Here is a 20,161-nt window from a genome sequence, read left to right as displayed (position 1 = left end):
ATGCCTTGACCGGCTCCTTGTCGCGCCGCATCGTTGTGCTCTGCGCGACGATATGCCTCTTCCTCGCCATCCTAGCGGGACTGCTTCTTGAAGGTGCCGCCCAAACGCGGAGCAGCCTTGCGTGGGTGACGCATTCCACGCAGGTGATGCGCACTGCCAACCAGGCGCTCCTGCATCTCCAGCAGGCCGAATCCGGGGAGCGCGGATTCCTCCTGACCCGCCAGCCTGACTTCGGTGAGACCGTCCAGGACGAGGTGGCCGCCTCCCGCAAGGCGGCCGCCGACCTTGTGACACTGACCAGCGACAATCCGGCCCAAAGCCTGCGCGCCAAGCAGATCCGCCTCCTGATCCATCAACGCGCCACCTTGCTTGAAGAGATAGCCCAGCAGGCGTCAAACGGCGATTTCACGACAGCGCTGAACGCGGTCGCCTCGAGGCGTGGTCGAAATCTCATGCAGCACGTCAACGCGCGGGTGGGTGATCTCCTTGCAGCCGAGCGGCACCTGTCTACATCACGTACGGCAGCCGTGAAACGCCGACTCGACTTCATTACGTGGGTCGTGCTGATCGGTGTGCCGCTCGGCATTGCGGCGGTGACGTTGCTTGCCGCCCTGCTCGTGCGCCGCATACGCCGTCCCATGGAAGCCATGATGACGGTCATGAGCCAGCTCGCCGCCGGGGATCGATCGGCACGCATCCAGACGGCCATGGAGTCCAGCGAGTTCGAACGCCTCGCGCGCGAGTACAACGCCATGGCCGATCAGCTGCAGGCGGCCGTTGCGCATCAGGAGGAGAGCCAGGACCGCCTTCACGCCGCCAACGCGGAACTGAGCCGCAACACTGAAATCCTGCAGGAACGCGGCGAAGTCATCGAGCTGCTGGGCGGCATGGCACACCGTATGCAGGCGGCGCGCACGGATGAGGAACTCGCCGCCATCATCCGCGTCTTCGCGCCTCGGGTGCTGCCGGATCTTCCGGGGGCGCTCTACACCCACAACAATTCGCGCAACCTGCTGGCGCCTCTGGCGTGCTGGGGCGGTCTGGAGGTTCCCGCGTCCGGCTTTGCGCCGGAGCAGTGCTGGGCTCTACGGCGCGGGCGCAGCCATCACGTGGCCGGTCCGCAGTCGGACGTCGTCTGCGCCCATGTCGACCGGCAGGTCGATTGCTACCATTGCGAACCCCTGCTCGCCGGCGGCGAAGTCATCGGCGTCCTGTATCTCGCCGGGGAGGTGGAAGCCGAGACGCGCTTCCGACTGACGGTTCTTGCGGAGAACATCGCATCCGCGCTCGTCAATCACCGCCTGCAGCGGGGCCTTCGCGAACAGACGATCCGCGATCCGCTCACCGGCCTTTTCAATCGCCGCTACATGGAAGAAGCGCTGCCGCTGGAGATCGCCCGCGCTTCCCGTTCGCGCGATCCGGTGAGCCTCGTGATGTGCGACGTGGATCACTTCAAGCGCTTCAATGACGAGTTCGGCCACGACGCTGGGGATGCGGTGCTGCAAGCGGCGGCGGCGGAGATGCGCAAGCGTTTTCGCGAAGGGGATGTCGTATGCCGTTTCGGCGGCGAGGAGTTTACGATCATCGCGCCGGGAACCTCGGCCACAGCGCTGTCAGGTCGCGTCGATGTGGTGCGCGAGGCGATCAGCCAACAGGTGGTGCAGGAGGGCGGCCGCACCCTCGGCTCGATGACCATGTCCTTCGGCATCGCGACCTGGGAAGAAGGCATGGAGCGCGATGGATCAACGCTCATAAAGGCCGCGGATGCGGCGCTTTACCGCGCGAAGCGGGAAGGCCGCAACCGCGTGGTCGTGGACGAGCGCTCGGCCGCCATCATCGACGGCGGAGGAGGTGCGAAGGCCGGGTAGGCCGACCTTCCGCAACGGCCGCATGGAGTCCTACGCCCGCAGTCTCGCGGCGTGCCATCCCACGTGCTCGGCCATGAAGGTGGAGATGAAGTAGTAGGAATGGTCGTAGCCTTCCTGCATCCGCACGGTTGCCGGCTGGCCCGCCTTCTCACACGCATCGACCAGAAGGTGCGTCTTCAGCTGTTCCTCAAGGAACCCGTCAGCCGTCCCCTGGTCCACGAGGATATCGGCCACGCGGCAGCCGTCCTCGATGAGGGCACATGCGTCGTACTGGCGCCACCCAGCGCGATCCTCACCGAGGTAACGGGTCAGCGCCTTGACACCCCATGCGCATTCCAGCGGGGAGACGATAGGAGAGAACGCGCTGACCGACCGGAAGCGGTCGGCGTTGCGCAGCGCCAGCGTGAGAGCGCCGTGACCGCCCATCGAATGCCCGGTTATGCCTTGCCGCGCCATGTCGGCCGGGAAGTGGTGCGCCACCACTTCCGGCAGTTCGCGTTCGATATAGGAGCGCATGCGGTAATGCCGCGCCCAGGGCTCCTGCGTTGCGTCGACGTAAAAGCCGGCGCCTTTTCCGAAGTCGTAGGCCTCATCATCAGGAACATCGTCCCCGCGCGGCGAGGTGTCCGGGGCAACGAAGATGATGCCATGTCGTGCGCAAGCTTCCCGAAACTCCCCCTTCTCGGTCACATTCGCATGGGTGCAGGTAAGGCCTGAAAGATACCACAGGACCGGCAGCCGCACGCCTTCCTTATGATCGGGCACGAAGACGGAAAACGTCATGGGCGTTCCGGTCTCCAGGCTGGCATGGCGGTATACGCCCTGTTTGCCGCCATGGCTCCGGTTGGTTGAGACAGTCTCCAGTTCCATGATCACACCTGCGCTGTGTGCCACAGGCAGATCTTGTTGCCCGTGGCATCGCGCAGGTAAGCGCCATAGGCACCCGGGAACATCTCCCTCGGTCCCGGCTCACCCTCGCATGTGCCGCCGTTGGCAAGCCCTGCGGAATGTGCGGCAGTCACCGCCTCGGGAGTGGCGGCCGCAAAGCCGATAGTGCCGCCGTTGGCGAAGCTGGCGGCATTCCCGTCCCGGGGGATCACTGCCGCGAAGAAACCCGTGCCGTTGCTGTAGCCGACGCCGCGCCCTTCGTTGAGCAGGGTGCCCTCCCCGTATCCGAGAGCACCCAGGACCGCGTCATAGAAGCCCTTGGCAGCCTGAACGTCGTCTGTGCCGATCATGATGTGCGTGAACATCCCTTTGCCCCTCAGTAGACCACGACGGAGCGGATGGATTCACCCGAATGCATGAGGTCGAAGCCCTTGTTGATCTCTTCAAGCGTCAGGACATGAGTGATCATGGGATCGATCTCGATCTTGCCGTTCATGTACCAGTCGACGATCTTGGGCACGTCGGTCCGGCCCTTGGCTCCGCCAAACGCCGTGCCGCGCCAATTCCGCCCGGTGACGAGCTGGAAGGGACGGGTCGAGATTTCCTTGCCCGCCTCGGCCACGCCGATGACGATCGAGGTACCCCAGCCGCGATGGCAGGCTTCGAGCGCAGTGCGCATGACTTCCGTGTTGCCGGTGCAGTCGAAAGTGTAGTCCGCCCCCCCGTCGGTCAGCGCCAGGACCTCGGCTATGATCTGGTCACGGCTTTTGCCCTTCGCATCGATGAAGGCATTCATGCCGAAACGGCGCCCCCATTCCTCCCGATCCGGATTGAGGTCAACGCCCACGATCAGACCGGCGCCTGCAAGCCTGGCGCCCTGGATCACGTTAAGGCCAATGCCGCCCAGGCCGAAGACGACCACGTTGTCACCGACCTCGACCTTGGCGGTATTCACCACGGCACCCACCCCGGTTGTCACGCCGCACCCGACATAACAGCTGGTCTTGAACGGAGCATCCGTCCGGATCTTGGCGACGGCGATCTCCGGGAGCACGGTGAAGTTCGAGAATGTCGAGCACCCCATGTAATGGAAGATCGGCTGCCCTTTGTAGCTGAAGCGCGTGGTGCCGTCCGGCATCAGGCCCTGTCCCTGCGTGGCGCGAATGGCGGTGCAAAGGTTCGTCTTGCCGGAGAGGCAGGATTTGCACTGCCGGCATTCCGGCGTGTAAAGCGGTATCACGTGATCGTCGGGCTGCACGCTCGTCACACCCGGTCCGACCTCCCGCACAATGCCGGCGCCCTCATGGCCCAGAATGGAAGGGAAGATTCCCTCGCTGTCGAAACCATCAAGCGTGTAGGCATCGGTATGGCAGATGCCCGTCGCCATGATTTCCACCAGCACTTCGCCTTGCTTCGGCCCCTCGAGATCGACTTCCACGATTTCAAGCGGCTTTTTCGCTTCGAAGGCTACGGCGGCGCGGGTCTTCATACGGTATCTCCTTGTCTGGAGCCGTTCTAGCGACCTGCCATCGCATCGTTAATAGGGTTCCTCGAAAAAGGGCGGCCTTGTGCAGAGCGCGAATTCAGGCGGCGGGCATCGGCCTGGCCGACACCCCCTCCCCGACTCCTTTCGGCGCGGACAATCGCACCATGCGCCGCCAGGCGTCAGCGGCTGCCGAAGGCGTAGCGCACGTTGATGCCAAACTCGCGAGGAGCGGTCGTCGTCACGCCTGTGTAAGTGCTGTTGAACGTCGTGGCTGCACCGCCCGCCTGAATGTTGCGATAAGACGTGAACAGCGGATCGGTCCGGGTCAGCGTCTTGGTGGTGTTCAGGATGTTTTTGGCGAACAGCGACACCTCCCAGGCACCCTTCGGGTCGCGGATGCCGGTGTAGAGGTTGAGCAGTCCGTAGGAGCCGACGTCATCGAACACGTTGACCGGATCGGATTGCGATCGGCCAAAGACGTTCAACAGGCCGCGTAGATACCCGTCCATGTTGTCGTTCAGGGCGAAGGTATATTCGCTCGTCAGGGTCGCGCTGAACGGTGCCTGGAAGCCGGAACGCTGATTCACGCGGCACGCGGAAAGATTGTCATCGCCGACTACCGCTCGCAGGTCGTCCAGTGAAGGTGCCGCAGTCACCGCATCCGGCACGCCATCCCCGTTCAGGTCGTTGCACGGCACCAAGCCACCCTTGATCTTGCCGACCGAGTAGCTGGCGATCAGGCCGACATTCCAGCCGTCCATCACGTCGAACCCGATATCGCCTTCGATGCCGTTCACCTCCACGGGGACGGCGCCGACGAAGTTGAACTGCGTCACGACCGGGTTCGCCACATTGGTATAGTCGATGTAGTAAACTCCACGTCCGCCGGTACGGTAGGGATAGTTCTTGAACGTCTGGTGATAGGCGGTTGCATTGAGCCGCAAGCGACCACCCATCAGCGTACTTTTGAAACCCAGTTCGTACGACTTGGACGTTTCGGCGGGTAGGTTGACGAAGCTCTCTTCAAGTTCAGACTGTCGCTGGCTGAAGTCACCGACCACGTTGATCCCGGGGCGCCAGGAACTTCCCGTGCTTGCATAGACCATGAAGTCGGGCGAAAAATTGTGCTTGATCGACGCGGAGTAGATCCACTTCTTCGCGTCCTGGCCGACGGTCTTCACCAGTGCGTGGTTGATGATCAGCCCGTTCTCCGATTTATAGGAAATGTGCCGGAGACCACCGGAGATCTCGGTGCCCTGTCCGAGATGAGCCGTGATGTTTCCAAAGAACGACTGCTCGTGGCTTTCGGAGGTGCGCTCAATGGCGGTGTCGATCGTGGCGTAGACGATGCCCGTGGATGCTCCCGGTGCAGTGGGGAAGCCTAGAATGGTGGGTCGGGTCAGAACGGTCGGATTGTCGTTCCTGTAGTCGAAGTAGCCGACGACATAATCGAAAATGTCGGCAATCCGTGCATCGTTCTGCAGGCGGATCTCGTGCGAAGTCGCTTTCGGTGTCGAATAGGTGTCCTGATTGATCGCGCCGGGAAAGAAATTCGCCTCGTCCTGCACTTCCACACCCCGGATCTTCTGAGTGTAGTGCTGTCCTTGATAAATTAGGACCTGCCCCATCCCGGACGCTTCCGCACGCCAGTTGTAGATGTCGTACACCTGGTGAATCGGACGCGGCGCTTCCATGATCGACCGTCGATCGGAGCTGTCGATATAGATCGGGCTCGCGGGGGCGTCCGGATTGACTTCGCTGAAGGAGGCAACCTGGTCATACAGATACGCCCGGCGGTCGAGCTTCTGGTACATGCCCTCCAGCCTCAGCCATTCCAGAGGCTGGACAAGCGCGGAGATGCGGCCACTCTTGGTGCGGGAGAACGGATCGCGCGACGGCGTGATCGGACGGACGCGGTCCGCTTCGTTTTCATCCCAGACGCCGGCGACGCGGATCGCAGCGATGCCTTCGATCACGGGTACGTTGACGCCGCCCTTGAAGTTCAACGTGCCGATATCGTTCGCCGTCATGTCGGCAAAGCCACCGAAGGTATACAGGTCAGGCTTCTTCGCGCCGATCGTGATCGAGCCGGACGGCGCCGCGCGGCCGCGCAAGGTGCCCTGGGGGCCGCGCTGCACCTCGATCTGCCCGATGTCGTAGATCTGCTGGAGGACGACGCCGGCCGTGATCGGAGCGTCGTTGAAGTAGAATTCCACGGTGGGGTTCGTGCCGCTGGCCGACACGTCGAAGTTCACGCCGCGAAGGCGGCCGCCCCCGCCGACGCCGTTCGCCTCGGTGGTGAGTTGAAGGCCGGGCACAACCGTCGAGACTTCCCTGAAGTCACGCAGGTTCAGCTTGGCGAGATCGTCAGCCGTAACCGTGTCGATGACGGCAGGAACATCCTGCACGGCCTCGTCGCGGCGTCGTGCCTGGACAATGATGACGTTACCCGGCGCGGCTTCATCGACGGCCGCGTCCGTGCTCTGCGCAAAGGCCGGAGTGGAAAGGCCCGCCAGGCTGGCGGAGCACAGGAGCACAGACGAAAGCAGCCTCATCACATCATCCTCGTTATTGGTCTTATCCCTCTGGCTGTTCGCCGCGATCCCTTGAGATCTCCGGAGGCAACCAGCAGCCACCCCGGCCGAGCCCGGGCAACTGTGTGATCAATCCTGCGAGAGGATCGGTCGGTCCAATCAGGCTTTCTGCAGTCCCTGGCTGGTCCTGCCAGCATACGTAGAGGTCTGCAGCGAATGAAGCGGCTGGAATGAACATCTTCCCTGCGATCATAGGATGTTCGATCTTCGCCCACGCGATGTATGGCGCACATCGACGAAGCTCCGACTTCTTCGTAATGTCGTGGAAGTCATCGATATTTCAGAGGCTTACGTGTGGGGCTCCTGGGCGGGGAAAGCGCGAAGAAATTGGTAATGCCAGTCCTTCTTCGAGGGCACAGCGGTGGACAGGTCGGCTACTGGTCTGATGAGCGATCTGCGATTCGAGCATCCCGATCATCGCGCAGGGTGGAGTGTCATGAATGACAAAGCGCAGGCCCGGTCCTGATAGGGGATTCTCGGGATTCCATTTCTGTGCTCTATTTCGACCTGCTATGTTCCATCATGCCCTCACCCAGCCGAATGGCGGCCAGATCAGCGAGATGGCGGCCCTGCTTGATCATGTGGCGCAGGCCAGCACCCGGCCGCGCTATGCATTCATGGTCCTGAACCTGATCGCCGAAGTTGCACGCCCCGATGGCAGTGCCGGCCCCTTCGTGTTTCGCGAGGGATCTTCCACTCTCCTGCGAGATTGGCTGTGCGATGCCTTGGCCCCCATGGGCGCGCGCGATCCGAAACGGTTGATGCTGGTCGAAAAGGTCCGGACCGAACTGCAGGCCACCGGATCGGCGCCTGAAGATCCTGCCGTAGAAGAAGCGGCGCTGGCGGCTGCAATGCATGAACGGATTCGAAAGTCCGGCAAGACCAACCTCAGCCGGGCCGTCTCCGAACTCGTCCGGGCCGGACTGATCCGTCGCCACTATCAGGGTTTTCGGGTGGATCACCACAACCGCGGCGCAGGTCGGCACGCCGTCTACACTCTCCTTGGACGTGCCCGTTGTCTGATGGGCCGGTCAGGCCCCTGCCCTCCCCCTTCCGAAACCAGGATCGACCCGAAGCCCCGCCAGGGCGAGTTGCGCTTCAACTGAGGCGGGAACATTGTTCAGGGGCTTCCTGAGAACTTCGCTGCCCTCCGGGGCGAACGGCACCGAGATCATCGGTCACTCCTCGTCGGAATTGCTCCGCCGTTTGGCGTAGCTGATCACGAAGGACTCCCAGACACGCAGCCATTCGGTTTCCGTGCGTCGCTTGGCGATACCCGGAAAGCCTGCGCGGAAGGCATCCGCCATCTGATCGACCGACCACGGATGCCCCTTCTCCAGCCCGACGCGCCTGAACGCCCCTTCCCGCTCGCCGAAGCTCAGACTTCCGCTTGGAAACGCCAGCAAGACCGGCTTCGTATCAGGGGCCGCAACGGTCGCCGTGTCGGGCACCGATGATCTCGGTGCCTTTTCCGCAGCCGACGCCCCCAGTAGTCGCAGGTGAGCGCCTACGAGCTTGCGTTCGAGCGGCGCGGGCGAAGGATGCAATACGACCTTTCGACCAGATAGATCGACATTGGCGTTGGGGTAGACCGCCGAAACCAATTGCATGGTCTCCCGTACGGTCTGACGAAACCGTTTGCTGTCCGCATCGTTGCCGAGGTGGCGGGCAAGCTGGTCCCACGAGATCGTCTGCCCCTTGTCACTTGCAATGCGCGGCAGACGATAGGCAAGGTAGGTATAGAGATCGAGCGCCGTCGGCGTGCCCTTAAGTTCACGGATGGCGACTTCATTGAGCGGCACGGCATGATCGATAAGGTGAGCGTAGAATCCTTCCGACATCCGGATCTCGCGGGCGAAGGCACCGTTCTTCTCAAGCGACCCGGCATATTCGTTGGAGATCTTGACGTCGCGTACGGCAAAGGCGTTGTCCTCTGCTTCGGTGCCGTCCCACCGGATCTGCCACTCACAGGCAAGCAGGCGATCGACCTGCTCCCGCATGCGATTGGCCGTCCCGCGTGGCCCATAGGAGACGGTCTGATATCCAAGGCGCCGCATCCACTCCGTGAAGTTGCGGCCGAGATAGACGTCGCGCGAACGCTTGGTGACGGCTTGGGACAGGAGGTAGATCAATGCCACGCGAGGATAGGCACCGTAAGGCACGCCCAGGCTCTTGAGGACGGGCTTGCCGTCTACATTCTGAAGAACCGGCCGCGGGTTGATCGCCAGGGCATACTTCCCGTCCTCCCGAAGGATGGGCTGCGTTTCATCTTTGGGTCGTTTAGTCGGCAGCGACATGGCACAGAGGGCGGAGTGAAGAAACGCCGGTACGGGTTCTTCATCCCGAACGCGAAGAAACGCGTCCATGGTGATCTGCGTGCCAGCAGCGCGGGCGACCGAACGCACCTGCTCCTCTCCACCGTCGAGCATGGCGAGAGCGTACTGGTGTCCAATCGGTTTGGTACTGTCCCCGTTCATGCACGCCCTGCCTTGCTCCGACTCAGGAGCGTTTCCACTGCCGTTTAGACAACAGGTTTCACGCAGGATAGCAAGTGTCTTGGCAGTTCCGGCTCGATCGGGCGGTTGAAACTTACAAATTGACCGATGATCTCGGTGCGTCCTGCAACGAAGGCAGATTCTACTCCTCAAAAGCCGATTTCCGGAATCGGAATTGATTAGGGATTCTTATAATAGGTTAGGGCTCCGAGATCATCGGTCTCAGACGCTCTGAGATCATCGGCGTTTCGCACCGCAATCATCGCTGCGCACCGAGATCATCGGTCACTCGAGGATCTGAGGTTTTGGCGGTTGCTTTCGCTCCCTCCCCGGCCCCTGCGGTCCTCAACACAGCTCAAAAGCGCACGGAGATCATCGGTCTGATCGGCGGCCCAGCATCGATCGGCGACTCGCAAGAGGGTTATAGAGCGGCAAAAGGCTCGGAGATCATCGGCATTGTTGTAAGGTCGATGGACGATCGTTGCTCGAAACTTACAACGCGGGTAGGGTGTGGTTTCAAACCTTCAAAATGGTAGATATGGCCACTCATCCCGCTAACGAAGCTCCCGCAGACGTTCACGGTGACGAACTGCTCGACGACACGCTCGGTTTGCTCCACCGCAAGGCGTTGACCATCCTCAAGCGCATTCGTGACGGGGCGCTGGACCCGGAGACGGGCCACAAGGTCGGCCCCTCCTACCCTATATCCAAAGCGGCGTCGCTGGTCGGCCGAACGGCTTCGGCCATTCGCGAAGCCGAACGGGACGGGCGGCTCCCTCCTCGCGATCGAACCGCTTCGGGGCATCGCGTGCAGTACACGCTGGAAGAACTCGATCATATGCGGGCTGTCTTTGGAACACGGCCGTGGCGAGCGCCCGGCGATGTTCCGGCCATTATTTCGGTCTCCAACTTCAAGGGCGGCGTGGGCAAGTCCACCCTGGCGCTTCACCTGGCGCAGCACTTCGCAGTCCGCGGCTACCGCGTCCTCTTTATCGACTGCGACAGCCAGGCGAGTTCGACGATGATGTTCGGTTACCGGCCGGACGTCGATCTGGGGGAGGACGACACGCTCTATGGACACTTCCATAACCCCGAGCTTCTGGGTGTCCGGTCCATCATTCGCAAGACGCACTTCTATGGTCTCGATCTCATCCCGGCCAATCTGAAGCTGTACAACCTTGAATACGAGATCGCCGGTTACCTTGCGCAGAACCAGAGCTTTGACATCATCGACCTGATCGCGCAGGCCATCGACACCGTAGTGGACGATTACGACGTCGTAGTGATGGACCCGCCACCTGCGTTGGGGATGGTGTCGATGGCGGTCTTGCAGGCGGCGAACGCCATGGTGATCCCTGCCCCGCCGAGCGTGATCGACTTCGCCTCGACGGTATCCTTCATCGACATGGCGCGCACGACCATGCGTCAGCTGGAGCAGCTGGGCGGGCGTGTGAAGCCGGCTTACAACTTCATCCGGCTCGTTGGCAGCCGCGTGGATGAGAGCAAGTCGATGCATCGCGAGATCCTGTCGATGATGCGACAGGTCTTCGGAGGCTCCATGATCAGCTCCGTTCTGAAAGTTAGTGCCGAGATCGACAACGCGAGTTCCCGCATGAAGACGGTGTATGAGCTCGAGCGGCCGGTCACGTCCCATGAGGTCCACAACCGCTGCGTCCGCTTCCTGAACGACGTTTGCCATGACATTGAAATGGATGTTCTGCGCACGTGGGAAAGCCGTGCGCACAAGATCGACTGAGCCGTTGCCACGTGGCAACTTCCGGCCGGAGCAGTCCGCGCCGGGCGTTGCGGCAAAGCCGATCGCCGAAATGACAGCCGTTGCCACGTGGCAACAAAAGTGGGGCGCGGAAAAGCCCGAAGGAAGATGAGTGTATGAGCAAGGGTAATCGCGGCTTTGGCAGCAACCTCATGGCCGGCCTGGATGATGCGGAACTCGACTCGGCAGCGCCGTCCGAAAGCATCATGGCGAGCCGAAGCCAGACACTTGCCCGGCTCGCCTCAGGCAAGGTGGTGACGGATCGCACGGAGTGGGTCGACCCCGCTCGGTGCCGACCGTGGCGTTTGCACAACCGTGACCTCGACCACCTCAGCGAGGAGAGCTGCCGCGATCTCATCGATGCGTTCCTGTCAGCCAAGAAGCAGCGCATCCCCGCCATCGTTCGCCGCTTGCACAATGACCCGGATCATGACTACGAGATCATCGCCGGTGTGCGCCGCTGGTGGACCGTCAAATGGCTCCGCGCTCATCACCACCCGGATTTCGAGTACCTCGTCACTATTCAGCATGTGTCCGATGAGGAAGCCTTCCGGGTTTCCGACATCGAGAACCGGTCGCGCAAGGACATCTCGGACTGGGAGCGTGCGAACGAGTACATGCGGGCGCTGGACGAGTTCTACGACGGTTCGCAAAGCGAGATGGCGGAGCACCTCAAGATCTCTCGCTCATGGCTGAGCCGTCTGCTCGACGTAGCGCGCCTCCCGGCGGAGCTCGTGGAGGTCTTCGCCGACACGCATGACATCACGGTGCGAGTGGCGCGCGACATCAAACCTCTCTCCAACGATCCAAGAGCCCTCGCACTCATGCTTGAGGAAGGAAAATCCATTCGGACGGAGCGTGACGACCTTGGTGTCCGCCTCAGCGGACCCGAAGTCGCAAAGCGGCTTCTGCGGGCCACTATCGCCAAGACGCGAAGCGGGTCAGGCGAAGTGACGATCGCTGCTTCGAGCGGTGCACCTATGCTTCGCTATTCGCGCTCCCCACGAAATGGCCTCAACTTGCGCATTCTGCCCAAGTCGGGCGCCCCGGTTGACGAGGTGCTGTCAGCCATCCGGCAGTTGATTGAGGGATGAGGGGACGAGCTCAAAAGACCGGTAATTCCCGCCGCCGGGCAGGCATTTGGCGATTTCTGGCCTGGAAGGCCGCGTGAGAGGCTATGCGTAGAAAATGACCCGCAGGCCGACTGCTCCGCCTCTTGGGCCTCTAAGCCCCGTTTCCGGGAAGATCTTTTTCGCAGAAGCCGTGCTTTTCGAGGCCTGAACATTTCGTCAAAGGGGTGTCAGTCTTTCTCGTCCGGAAGAAGCCGGTCGAGGGCAGCGAGAGATGCTTCGAATTCATCCAGCGCGGCGGGTGAAAAGGCCGCTTCGGAGATGACCGCGACTGATGAACTTCGCTCCAGATGCGACCGCGCCTCGAACAGGTGAGAGCCTGCGATGCGGCGCCGGTCGATCAGATGTGCTTCTTCAAGAGCGCTCGTCATGCTGCGGATGCCGAGCCGAGAGGCCGAGAGCATCGTTTCCAGCTGGCTTGAGCGAAGCGGCCCAAAGCCGGCGATCAATGCGAAGAGATCGGGTGCGCGGGACGAACTCCTGAATTGGGGAGGGCGGGGCTCTATAAATTGTGCCTGCTTGCTGGCCTCTGCAAGGAGGTCAAGCAGGGTGCTGATGGCCTCAAGAAGGTTAGTCGCCTCCGGGATCGAAGGCCGGGCATCCCAGCCATCCGGCCGTGCGCGAACAAGGCCGGGGCAGGGGAGGGCGGGAAGCCATCCTCCCGAGGAGCCAAGCCATTGTCCGACGAACAGATCCAACGCCCAAAGTGGCGGTGACAGTCCACACTCGGCGTTCAGGTCAAGTGGCCGCTTCAGATCCGGTTCCGGCTTGCGCGGAGCGAACTGGAGACTTTCCTTCATTTCCTTTTGGAGGCGCCGCAGCACGACGACCGGAGAAGGGTTTCCGAGGGAGAGTTGCGATACGAGCCGCGCGGTGAGCGCGCCCGCTTCGCGGACAACCTGGAAAGCTTCCTGATGCGCTTCGGGGCTGGCGAAATCCTGGGGTGCCAGAAACGCTTCCCTCAAGGAAAGAGCCAGCCCGGAGAGGGGCTCCCACGGGCTATGGCCAAGTTCCGTGAGGATCGCGAGGCACACGGCGCGAGGAGGGCGGCCGTTTCGCGGCGCCGCGTCGGACAAGGTGGCGAGACCGGCGAACCAGGCATGAAAGCGCGTGTGGGTGAACGCATGACCTTCCTGCCGCAAAGCGATCATCAGGCAGGCTTTCAAAAGTTTACCGGCGAAAATGCGCCTTGCCGCTGACGACAGGTGCCGAAGCGATCCCTCCAACTGGCCAAGCGCGTACATGGCTCTTCCGGACCATTCAACGGCTTCCATGCCCAAGGATTCATCGATGTAAGACATTAGAACTGCTTGATGAAATTCATCATGTAAAGCTATAGCCAATTAGCTATACACCATGGCAGATGCCCCTGGAAGTGGTCTTGTCTTCCCACCTCTAAGGCCGGACTCCAACCGAATTGTCGGCTCGCAACATGCCCGTCCGGCCATTCCGCGAGGTTGCATAATCAGGCCTGATTGGGGCCGAGCGACCTTGACCCGCCGGTAGGCGCCGGGAACAAGACGGTCGGCAAGCCATTGACGGCATTGCCGACGACTTTGCACATTCGGACGTGGCCCCGCCAGAGGGAGCCTCGGTAGCCTTGCTGCCCGCCAGCACCTAGACGCAGGATCATGAGCACGCGATGAGCGTAAGCAAAAGCCCCCTCACTTCACCGGCTCCTCAGAAGTCTCCACTCCCCGACGTGACCGCCCAGCTACCGGATCTGTGGCATTCGACGGTGGCCTGGTTCCAGACCTATTGGCTACAGATCATCATCTCGATCGGGATCGCACTGCTCATTGTCACGGCTCTCTATGCGCTCCGGCGGCTCGGTGCGCGATTGTGCCGCGAGGAGCGTGGGCGCGGGGACTGGCTGACGATCCTGGGGCGGGTGGTCAATAAGACGATGAACTTCTTCATCATAATGGTCGCCGTCCGGGCGGTCGATGGATACGCCAAGACGCCGCCGGCGCTGGACAGGGCGGTGGCGTTCTTCTTCACACTCGCAGCCGTCATCCAGGCTGCGATCTGGGCGCGCGAATTCATACTGGGCGCCATCGAGCACAAGACCTCCGCCGAACACTTCAAGGGCGAGGCGATCATCAATGCGATGGGCCTGATCCGCCTGCTGGTAAGCGTAGCGGTCTTCGCGGTGGCGGCGATCGTCCTGCTCGACAACATCGGCGTCAACGTAACCGGCCTCGTGGCCGGCCTCGGCGTGGGCGGCATCGCGATCGGCCTTGCGGCACAGGGCATTTTCGCCGACCTGTTTGCCGCGCTCGCCATCATCTTCGACCGGCCCTTCTCCAAGGGAGACCAGATCAGCTTCGACACCAGTTCGGGAACGATCGAGGCGATCGGGCTCAAGTCCACAAGGATCCGCGCGTATACGGGTGAACTGCGGATCATCGCCAACAAGGTCCTGCTCGACAAGGAAATCCTGAATGTGAGCGGGCGCGACCACATCCGCCTGCCGTTCACGATCGGCGTGGCCTACGAGACCCCGCCCGAGACGCTGGCTCGCATCCCGGACATGCTCAAGGAGATCGTCGAGGCCGAAGGGGGCAAGCCTTCGCGCGCGGGCTTCGAAAGCTTCGGTGCAAGTTCGCTGGACTTCACGCTGCTGGTCGATGTTCCAGGCAACGACTGGGCCGTCGCGCATCCCTTGCGCGACCGCCTTGTGGTGGCGATCATGACGCGGTTTGCGAAGGAGGGTATCTCGATACCCTACCCGACGCAGACGACTTATACAGCGGCTCCCGATGGAACGCTGATCATGCCCTATCCGGACAAGCTCCTGTCAGAGGCGCTGAAAGGCTGACGATCACAGGACGTTCCCCGACGATCAGGGAACGCGTTCGTCGAAACCGCTGATGCGCCGCGCACGAGAATCGGCTACTCGTGCGCGGCAATGGAGCTGTCACGCCATATCTCTGCCGATGCGGGCAGACCGGAACTTGATAACGTTCTGATCGAGACGTTGGAACCGCCCAGGCCGCCGCGGCGCAAGAGGTCCTGGCGCAAGCGAATTGTGCGCGGGCTGGCGGTGCTTCTGCTCGTGCTGATAGTCCTCATCGGCTATCTGGCGGTCACCGCTCCCCTTTCTAAGTCGCTGCAGCCGGTCGCGCCGCCAGAGATCACCTTGCTGGCGGCAGACGGCACTCCGATCGCGCGCAATGGTGCCGTCATCGCTGAGCCGGTCAAGATCGCGCAGTTGCCACCACACGTCGTTCATGCCTTTCTCGCGATCGAGGATCGGCGCTTCTACACGCATTGGGGTCTCGATCCGCGCGGCATCGCGCGTGCGGCGCTAAGTAACCTGACCGGGGGCAGCACCCAGGGAGGGTCGACGATTACCCAGCAGCTTGCGAAATTCACTTTCCTCACCGCCGAGCGGAGCCTGACCCGCAAGGCGCGGGAGATGTTGATCGCCTTCTGGCTGGAGGCCTGGCTCACCAAGGACGAGATCCTGGAGCGATACCTGTCGAACGCGTACTTCGGTGACAACACCTACGGCATCCGGGCGGCGTCCCTGCATTACTTCCACCGGCGGCCGGAACGGCTGACCATCGGGCAGGCGGCACTCCTCGCAGGTCTGATGAAGGCACCCTCGCGTCTGGCACCCACCAACAACCTGGACCTGTCCCGGAAGCGCATGCGGGTGGTGCTGAAGTCCATGGCAGACGCCGGCTACCTGACGCCTGCGGAGGCGCGGTCCGTTTCCGCGCCCAGGCTCGATGTACGCAGCCGCGCGGAACTGCCGACCGGCACGTACTTCGCGGATTGGGCCCTGCCGCAGGCGCGACAGATAGAAGCGGCCGGCTATGCTGGCCCGACGTACCGCACCACGCTCGATTCCCGCCTTCAGGCTGCGGCGCATCGGGCCATCCGGCAGGCGGGTGCAGGCACACAGGTCGCGCTTGTCGCTATGCGCAGGAACGGCGAGGTCGTCGCGATGGTCGGCGGCCGGGACTATTCCAAAAGCGCTTTCAACCGCGTGACACAGGCGCGGCGGCAGCCAGGCTCCACCTTCAAGCTGTTCGTCTATCTCGCTGCGCTGAAAGCCGGTATGGAGCCGCAGGATACCATTTCCAACGCCCCTATCGAGAGCGGTTCCTACAAACCACAGAATGCCGGAGGGGCATACTCCACCACCATCACTCTTGAGGACGCCTTCGCACGGTCCAGCAATGTCGCGGCGGTGCGACTGTTCAACCGGGTTGGCGACGAAGCCGTCATCGATATCGCGCGGCGGCTGGGTGTCACATCGCCGTTGCCCAAGGGTGATCCCAGTCTGGCGCTCGGCACGGCCACGATGACGCTGCTGGAGCTGACGGCCGCCTATGCGGGCGTTGCCGCCAACAGCTTCCCGGTCGTGCCCCGGGCCTTTCCGCTACCGGAAGCAGGGTGGTTCGACTGGCTGCTCGACGGGAAGCGCTCGCTGTCCTCGCATGATCACAAGGCTATCGAAAGCATGCTGCGAGCGGCGGTCAACCGGGGCACGGGACGTGCGGCGATGCTGCAGGCGCCCAATTTCGGCAAGACCGGCACCAGCCAGGAAAATCGTGACGCGCTTTTCGTCGGCTACTCCGGCGACTTCGTCGTCGGTGTATGGGTGGGCCGCGATGACAACACGCCCCTTGCCGGAGTTTCCGGTGGCACCGTACCCGCGCGGATATGGCGTGATTTCATGCGGGTTGCTCTAGGTGAGCGGTCCGCCCCACCTCCGCGGCCTGCGGCCGATCCGCAGGGGCCAGTCCAACCCCTCGACGTGCCGGACCTCGAAGACATTCCCGTGGGAGGCGAAAGCCGCATTCGGATAGAGGATGGGCAGGCCGTGCTCAGTACCGCCATCGATGGAGTGCCGCTCGACGTTCGGCTGGACAGCGAGGGGCTGCGGGTGGAACCCGCGCCCGCCCCTCCAACGGCACCGAGATCATCGGTCCCGTCGCCACCCGGCCCCTGAACGCGCTCTGCCCCGCGGCAAGCGACCCTGACCCTCACGGGCGTGGTGTCGTTCCCGAACGATCGGCCGGTGAGCAGCCCTGAAAGGTCGCAGCCGGCCCGAGCGTGGGGTAGCGATCGAGCAGCGCGGCCGTGACGCCGTTGGTCCAGCCGAAGCCGTCTTGCAGCGGATATTCTCCGCCTCCTCCCGGGAGGCGTTCTTCGACATCGTACTTCTCGAGCATCTTGCCCGTTTCCAGGTACGTGCAGTTGACGGTGCCGATCCAGCGGGCGGCGATGTCCTGAGCGAGGGCATTGTGCCCATAGCGCCGCAGCCCTTCGACCGCGACCCACTGCAAGGGTGCCCAGCCATTGGGTGCATCCCATTGCTGTCCCGTGCGAACAGTGGTGGTGCGCAGCCCTCCATCGGCCACAAGAGTGCTGCGCGTGGCCTTTGCCATCGCGCCGGCCTGGGCCGGGGTTGCCATGCCGACGAAGAGGGGGAACAGGCTCGCGCTCGAAACAACCTTGCTCGGTCGGGAGGACGGCGCGATCCAGTCGGCGAAGCGGTTCTGCTTCGCGTGCCAGAGAAAGCGCTGCACGGCGGCCTTACGGGCGGTGGCACGCTGGCCGAACTCACGGGTGCAGGGCTGGTCTCCTGCCTGACGGCACCCTTTTTCGATGCGCTTCTCCATCGCCCAAATGAGGGCGTTGAGATCAACGGGTACGACGTCAGTGGCGTGAATGGTCGAAAGATCGTGAGGATCGGACAGCCAGCGGGAGCTGAAATCCCAGCCGCTCTCCGCACCGGCCCGCAGGTTGCGGAACACCTCGCCAGTTGGACGAGTAGAGGCTTTTGCCGCCGTCGCCTGATCCTCGGCAAAGGATTCGTCGCGAGGGGTATCCCTGTCGTCCCAGTAGCGATTGAGGACGCTGCCATCCGGCATTCGCACGACGCGCTTGCAGGCTTCGGCGGTCGTTGCGCAGACTTCGCCCGCCATCCAGTAGTTGTGCTCCTTGCGCAGCGCGGCCAGGCGGCGGGCACGGATGGTTCCGTCCGTCGCCCTCGACAAATCGAGCATCAACGCGAAGAAGGGCGGCTGCGAGCGGCTGAGGTAATAGGTGCGGGTGCCGTTCGGAATGTGGCCGAAGCGTTCGATCAAGCTGGAGAAGTCTTCGAGCATTCCTTCCACCAGATCGTCCCGTCCGTCTGCGACGAGCCCAAGCATGGTGAAGTACGAATCCCAATAGTAGATCTCCCGAAAACGACCGCCGGGCACGACATAGGGAGCGGGCAGAGTGATCGCCGAGCTTCCGGGCGGCACGTTCGGCGTCCTGCGCTCCAGCTGCGGCCACAGGGCCCTGATGTGCTCGCGCAGCGGCGGCAACGGCCGATCGTTGACGCCGGGCACCACGAAGTTGTCCAGCACGAAGGCCCGCAGCGCGGCGCTACTTCCCGGAGCCGCCCGTTCGTAATCTGCCATGATGGCGTCGGGCGCCCGCTTTGGTACCGCGTCGGCGAACGTCTTTCCGTCCGCGAAAACATGCTCCTTCTGGACCGCGGCGAACAGGTCGCCGAACTGGTCGGCGGGAGAGGGCGGGGCATTGGCGCACAGCAACGCCGCGAGGACGGGTGCGCAGAGGAACATGGGAAGCTTGAGACGCTTGCGGGCCGAAGCCTCTATGTTCCCCAGATCAGGCTTCCGAACCACGCTTGCCTCCTCGCCGTTTCGCACGAGGCAGCAACGAGTTGGACTGCGCGGGGTTTCCGCCTTCACGTTCAAGGCCCGGCAAGGGACAGATGATCTCCGAGCCGTTTTCCGCGAGGACGGGCTATTCGCCGCCCCCGAAAGTCATCAGGGGCTGAATACGAGCACCAGGAACACCGCGAAAAGCGAAAGGTGCACGGCCCCTTCGAGCATGGTGGTCCGGCCTCCCGAGAACGTGATGCTGTTGAGGACCAGCGTCGCCGTCAGGAGAACCATGTTGGCCGCCGACAGGCCCAAAACGACGGGCTGATCGCTGACGAGGCCGATCAGGAGCACGGCGGGAACGGTCAGCCCAAGGGTCGAGGTGGCCGCACCGAGGCACAGGTTTATCGCGCGTGTCAGCTGGTTTGCGGCAACGGCGCGAAGGGCGGATATACCCTCGGGCGTGAACACCATCATTGCGATGATTATGCCGCCAAGAGCCGTTGGCGCGCGAACGGCCTCGACGCCTGCATCCAGCAGCTTGGCAAGGCTCTTGGAAAGGATGACGATGGGCAGGATATTGGCGAGAAGCAGTATCACATGCCGCCCGATGCTCCTCCGTTGCCCGGCGTGGGGCAGGGGACTTGCATCCTCCACCTCGATCGCGGCCCCCAGCGGCTGGAAGAAGCCCCGGTGCCGCCCGGTCTGGAGCCAGAGGAAGAGAGTATAGAGCAGGATGGTCAGCAGCGAGAACAGGACCGACTGCGAAGGCGAGAGCGTCCCCCCGTTGCTCGAAACCGTGAAGTTCGGAAGCACCAGCGCGATCACGGCAAGAGGTATGATCACCGCAAGATAGGCGCTGGCGCCCTGAAGGTTGAAGCCTTGCTGATGGTGCCGCAGCCCTCCGATCAGAAGACCCAGGCCCACCACGCCGTTGAGCACGATCATAAGGACGGCGAACATGGTGTCACGTCCAAGTGTCGGCACCGCCTTTGCGCCCAGCATGACGGCGGAAATCAGCGTGACTTCGATGATGACGATGGAAAGGGTGAGGACGAGAGTGCCGAATGGCTCGCCCAGCATCTCGGCGAGTTCCTCTGCCTCGTGGACGACGCCGAACGCGGACCACAGGACCACTCCCAGCATCCAGGCGAAGAGCAGCCCGGCGAGGATCGGTGACATCGCGGCGGGCACTATCGGGGGCGCCACAAGGATGGCTCCGACCGTCAGCCACGCCAGGGGAAGCCGAAAAGTGGAAAGAGGCATGCCGTCAACCCTACACGAAGCGCTC

Annotated in this window: 14 protein-coding genes; 6 read left to right on the top strand and 8 right to left on the bottom strand. The window is 62.7% G+C overall.

Annotated features, from left to right (window positions below):
* The first annotated feature begins 5 nt into the window (after window positions 1–5).
* Entirely contained in the window at window positions 6–1,868 is a 1,863-nt protein-coding gene (locus tag QOL62_RS14985; RefSeq protein WP_283406856.1) for a sensor domain-containing diguanylate cyclase, read from the top strand.
* 30 nt (window positions 1,869–1,898) lie between these two features.
* On the opposite strand, the gene fghA is transcribed toward QOL62_RS14985, so the two are convergent.
* From fghA to QOL62_RS14965, 4 genes are all read right to left on the bottom strand, one after another.
* Entirely contained in the window at window positions 1,899–2,738 is an 840-nt protein-coding gene (gene fghA / locus QOL62_RS14980) for an S-formylglutathione hydrolase (RefSeq protein WP_283406855.1), read from the bottom strand.
* Between the two features lie 2 nt (window positions 2,739–2,740).
* On the bottom strand, window positions 2,741–3,121 hold the full coding sequence (locus QOL62_RS14975) for a VOC family protein (protein ID WP_103728805.1): 381 nt from the start codon (window positions 3,119–3,121) through the stop codon (window positions 2,741–2,743).
* Window positions 3,122–3,132: 11 nt separating this feature from the next.
* Window positions 3,133–4,245: an S-(hydroxymethyl)glutathione dehydrogenase/class III alcohol dehydrogenase gene (locus QOL62_RS14970; protein WP_283406854.1), complete on the bottom strand. Its 1,113-nt coding sequence runs from the start codon at window positions 4,243–4,245 to the stop codon at window positions 3,133–3,135.
* 176 nt (window positions 4,246–4,421) lie between these two features.
* Window positions 4,422–6,797: a TonB-dependent receptor gene (locus QOL62_RS14965; RefSeq protein WP_283406853.1), complete on the bottom strand. Its 2,376-nt coding sequence runs from the start codon at window positions 6,795–6,797 to the stop codon at window positions 4,422–4,424.
* A gap of 551 nt (window positions 6,798–7,348) precedes the next feature.
* Here QOL62_RS14965 and QOL62_RS14960 point away from each other — a divergent pair.
* The gene (locus QOL62_RS14960; RefSeq protein ID WP_369825700.1) at window positions 7,349–7,942 is read left to right on the top strand and encodes a hypothetical protein; all 594 of its coding nucleotides are present in this window, start codon (window positions 7,349–7,351) and stop codon (window positions 7,940–7,942) included.
* A 72-nt stretch (window positions 7,943–8,014) separates the two neighbouring features.
* Here the strand turns inward: QOL62_RS14960 and QOL62_RS14955 are convergent, their stop codons facing one another.
* The gene (locus tag QOL62_RS14955; protein WP_103728802.1) at window positions 8,015–9,313 is read right to left on the bottom strand and encodes a replication protein RepA; all 1,299 of its coding nucleotides are present in this window, start codon (window positions 9,311–9,313) and stop codon (window positions 8,015–8,017) included.
* A gap of 556 nt (window positions 9,314–9,869) precedes the next feature.
* Here QOL62_RS14955 and QOL62_RS14950 point away from each other — a divergent pair.
* Together QOL62_RS14950 and QOL62_RS14945 are read left to right on the top strand one after the other, a co-directional pair.
* Window positions 9,870–11,087 carry an AAA family ATPase gene (locus QOL62_RS14950; RefSeq protein ID WP_103728801.1) on the top strand — a complete coding sequence of 406 codons (1,218 nt, stop codon included), beginning with the start codon at window positions 9,870–9,872 and terminating at the stop codon, window positions 11,085–11,087.
* A gap of 134 nt (window positions 11,088–11,221) precedes the next feature.
* The gene (locus QOL62_RS14945) at window positions 11,222–12,199 is read left to right on the top strand and encodes a ParB/RepB/Spo0J family partition protein (protein ID WP_283406852.1); all 978 of its coding nucleotides are present in this window, start codon (window positions 11,222–11,224) and stop codon (window positions 12,197–12,199) included.
* 206 nt (window positions 12,200–12,405) lie between these two features.
* Here the strand turns inward: QOL62_RS14945 and QOL62_RS14940 are convergent, their stop codons facing one another.
* Window positions 12,406–13,536 carry a hypothetical protein gene (locus QOL62_RS14940; RefSeq protein ID WP_283406851.1) on the bottom strand — a complete coding sequence of 377 codons (1,131 nt, stop codon included), beginning with the start codon at window positions 13,534–13,536 and terminating at the stop codon, window positions 12,406–12,408.
* Between the two features lie 341 nt (window positions 13,537–13,877).
* Here QOL62_RS14940 and QOL62_RS14935 point away from each other — a divergent pair, with 341 nt between their 5' ends.
* Window positions 13,878–15,056 (top strand): mechanosensitive ion channel family protein, encoded by a 1,179-nt coding sequence (locus tag QOL62_RS14935; RefSeq protein WP_283406850.1) that lies wholly within the window; start codon window positions 13,878–13,880, stop codon window positions 15,054–15,056.
* Window positions 15,057–15,146: 90 nt separating this feature from the next.
* On the top strand, window positions 15,147–17,201 hold the full coding sequence (locus QOL62_RS14930; RefSeq protein ID WP_283406849.1) for a transglycosylase domain-containing protein: 2,055 nt from the start codon (window positions 15,147–15,149) through the stop codon (window positions 17,199–17,201).
* A gap of 34 nt (window positions 17,202–17,235) precedes the next feature.
* On the opposite strand, the gene treF is transcribed toward QOL62_RS14930, so the two are convergent.
* Together treF and QOL62_RS14920 are read right to left on the bottom strand one after the other, a co-directional pair.
* Entirely contained in the window at window positions 17,236–18,828 is a 1,593-nt protein-coding gene (gene treF / locus QOL62_RS14925) for an alpha,alpha-trehalase TreF (protein ID WP_283406861.1), read from the bottom strand.
* 207 nt (window positions 18,829–19,035) lie between these two features.
* Window positions 19,036–20,136, bottom strand: coding sequence for a calcium:cation antiporter (locus QOL62_RS14920; RefSeq protein WP_283406848.1), 1,101 nt, complete (start codon window positions 20,134–20,136; stop codon window positions 19,036–19,038).
* Between the last annotated feature and the right edge of the window lie 25 nt (window positions 20,137–20,161).

The sequence above is a fragment of the Novosphingobium panipatense genome (assembly GCF_900182875.1).
GTDB lineage: Bacteria > Pseudomonadota > Alphaproteobacteria > Sphingomonadales > Sphingomonadaceae > Novosphingobium > Novosphingobium panipatense.
The sequence above is the reverse complement of the archived record's forward strand: the minus strand, read 5'-3'. Positions and strand labels throughout refer to the sequence as shown.

Coding starts and splice junctions, on each gene's coding strand:
- QOL62_RS14965 (WP_283406853.1), bottom strand. CDS start 6,797: ATGAGGCTGCTTTCGTCTGTGCTCCTGTGCTCCGCCAGCCTGGCGGGC.
- QOL62_RS14970 (WP_283406854.1), bottom strand. CDS start 4,245: ATGAAGACCCGCGCCGCCGTAGCCTTCGAAGCGAAAAAGCCGCTTGAA.
- QOL62_RS14950 (WP_103728801.1), top strand. CDS start 9,870: ATGGCCACTCATCCCGCTAACGAAGCTCCCGCAGACGTTCACGGTGAC.
- QOL62_RS14935 (WP_283406850.1), top strand. CDS start 13,878: ATGAGCGTAAGCAAAAGCCCCCTCACTTCACCGGCTCCTCAGAAGTCT.
- QOL62_RS14960 (WP_369825700.1), top strand. CDS start 7,349: ATGTTCCATCATGCCCTCACCCAGCCGAATGGCGGCCAGATCAGCGAG.
- fghA (WP_283406855.1), bottom strand. CDS start 2,738: ATGGAACTGGAGACTGTCTCAACCAACCGGAGCCATGGCGGCAAACAG.
- QOL62_RS14940 (WP_283406851.1), bottom strand. CDS start 13,536: ATGTCTTACATCGATGAATCCTTGGGCATGGAAGCCGTTGAATGGTCC.
- QOL62_RS14955 (WP_103728802.1), bottom strand. CDS start 9,313: ATGAACGGGGACAGTACCAAACCGATTGGACACCAGTACGCTCTCGCC.
- QOL62_RS14945 (WP_283406852.1), top strand. CDS start 11,222: ATGAGCAAGGGTAATCGCGGCTTTGGCAGCAACCTCATGGCCGGCCTG.
- QOL62_RS14975 (WP_103728805.1), bottom strand. CDS start 3,121: ATGTTCACGCACATCATGATCGGCACAGACGACGTTCAGGCTGCCAAG.
- QOL62_RS14920 (WP_283406848.1), bottom strand. CDS start 20,136: ATGCCTCTTTCCACTTTTCGGCTTCCCCTGGCGTGGCTGACGGTCGGA.
- QOL62_RS14930 (WP_283406849.1), top strand. CDS start 15,147: ATGGAGCTGTCACGCCATATCTCTGCCGATGCGGGCAGACCGGAACTT.
- treF (WP_283406861.1), bottom strand. CDS start 18,828: ATGTTCCTCTGCGCACCCGTCCTCGCGGCGTTGCTGTGCGCCAATGCC.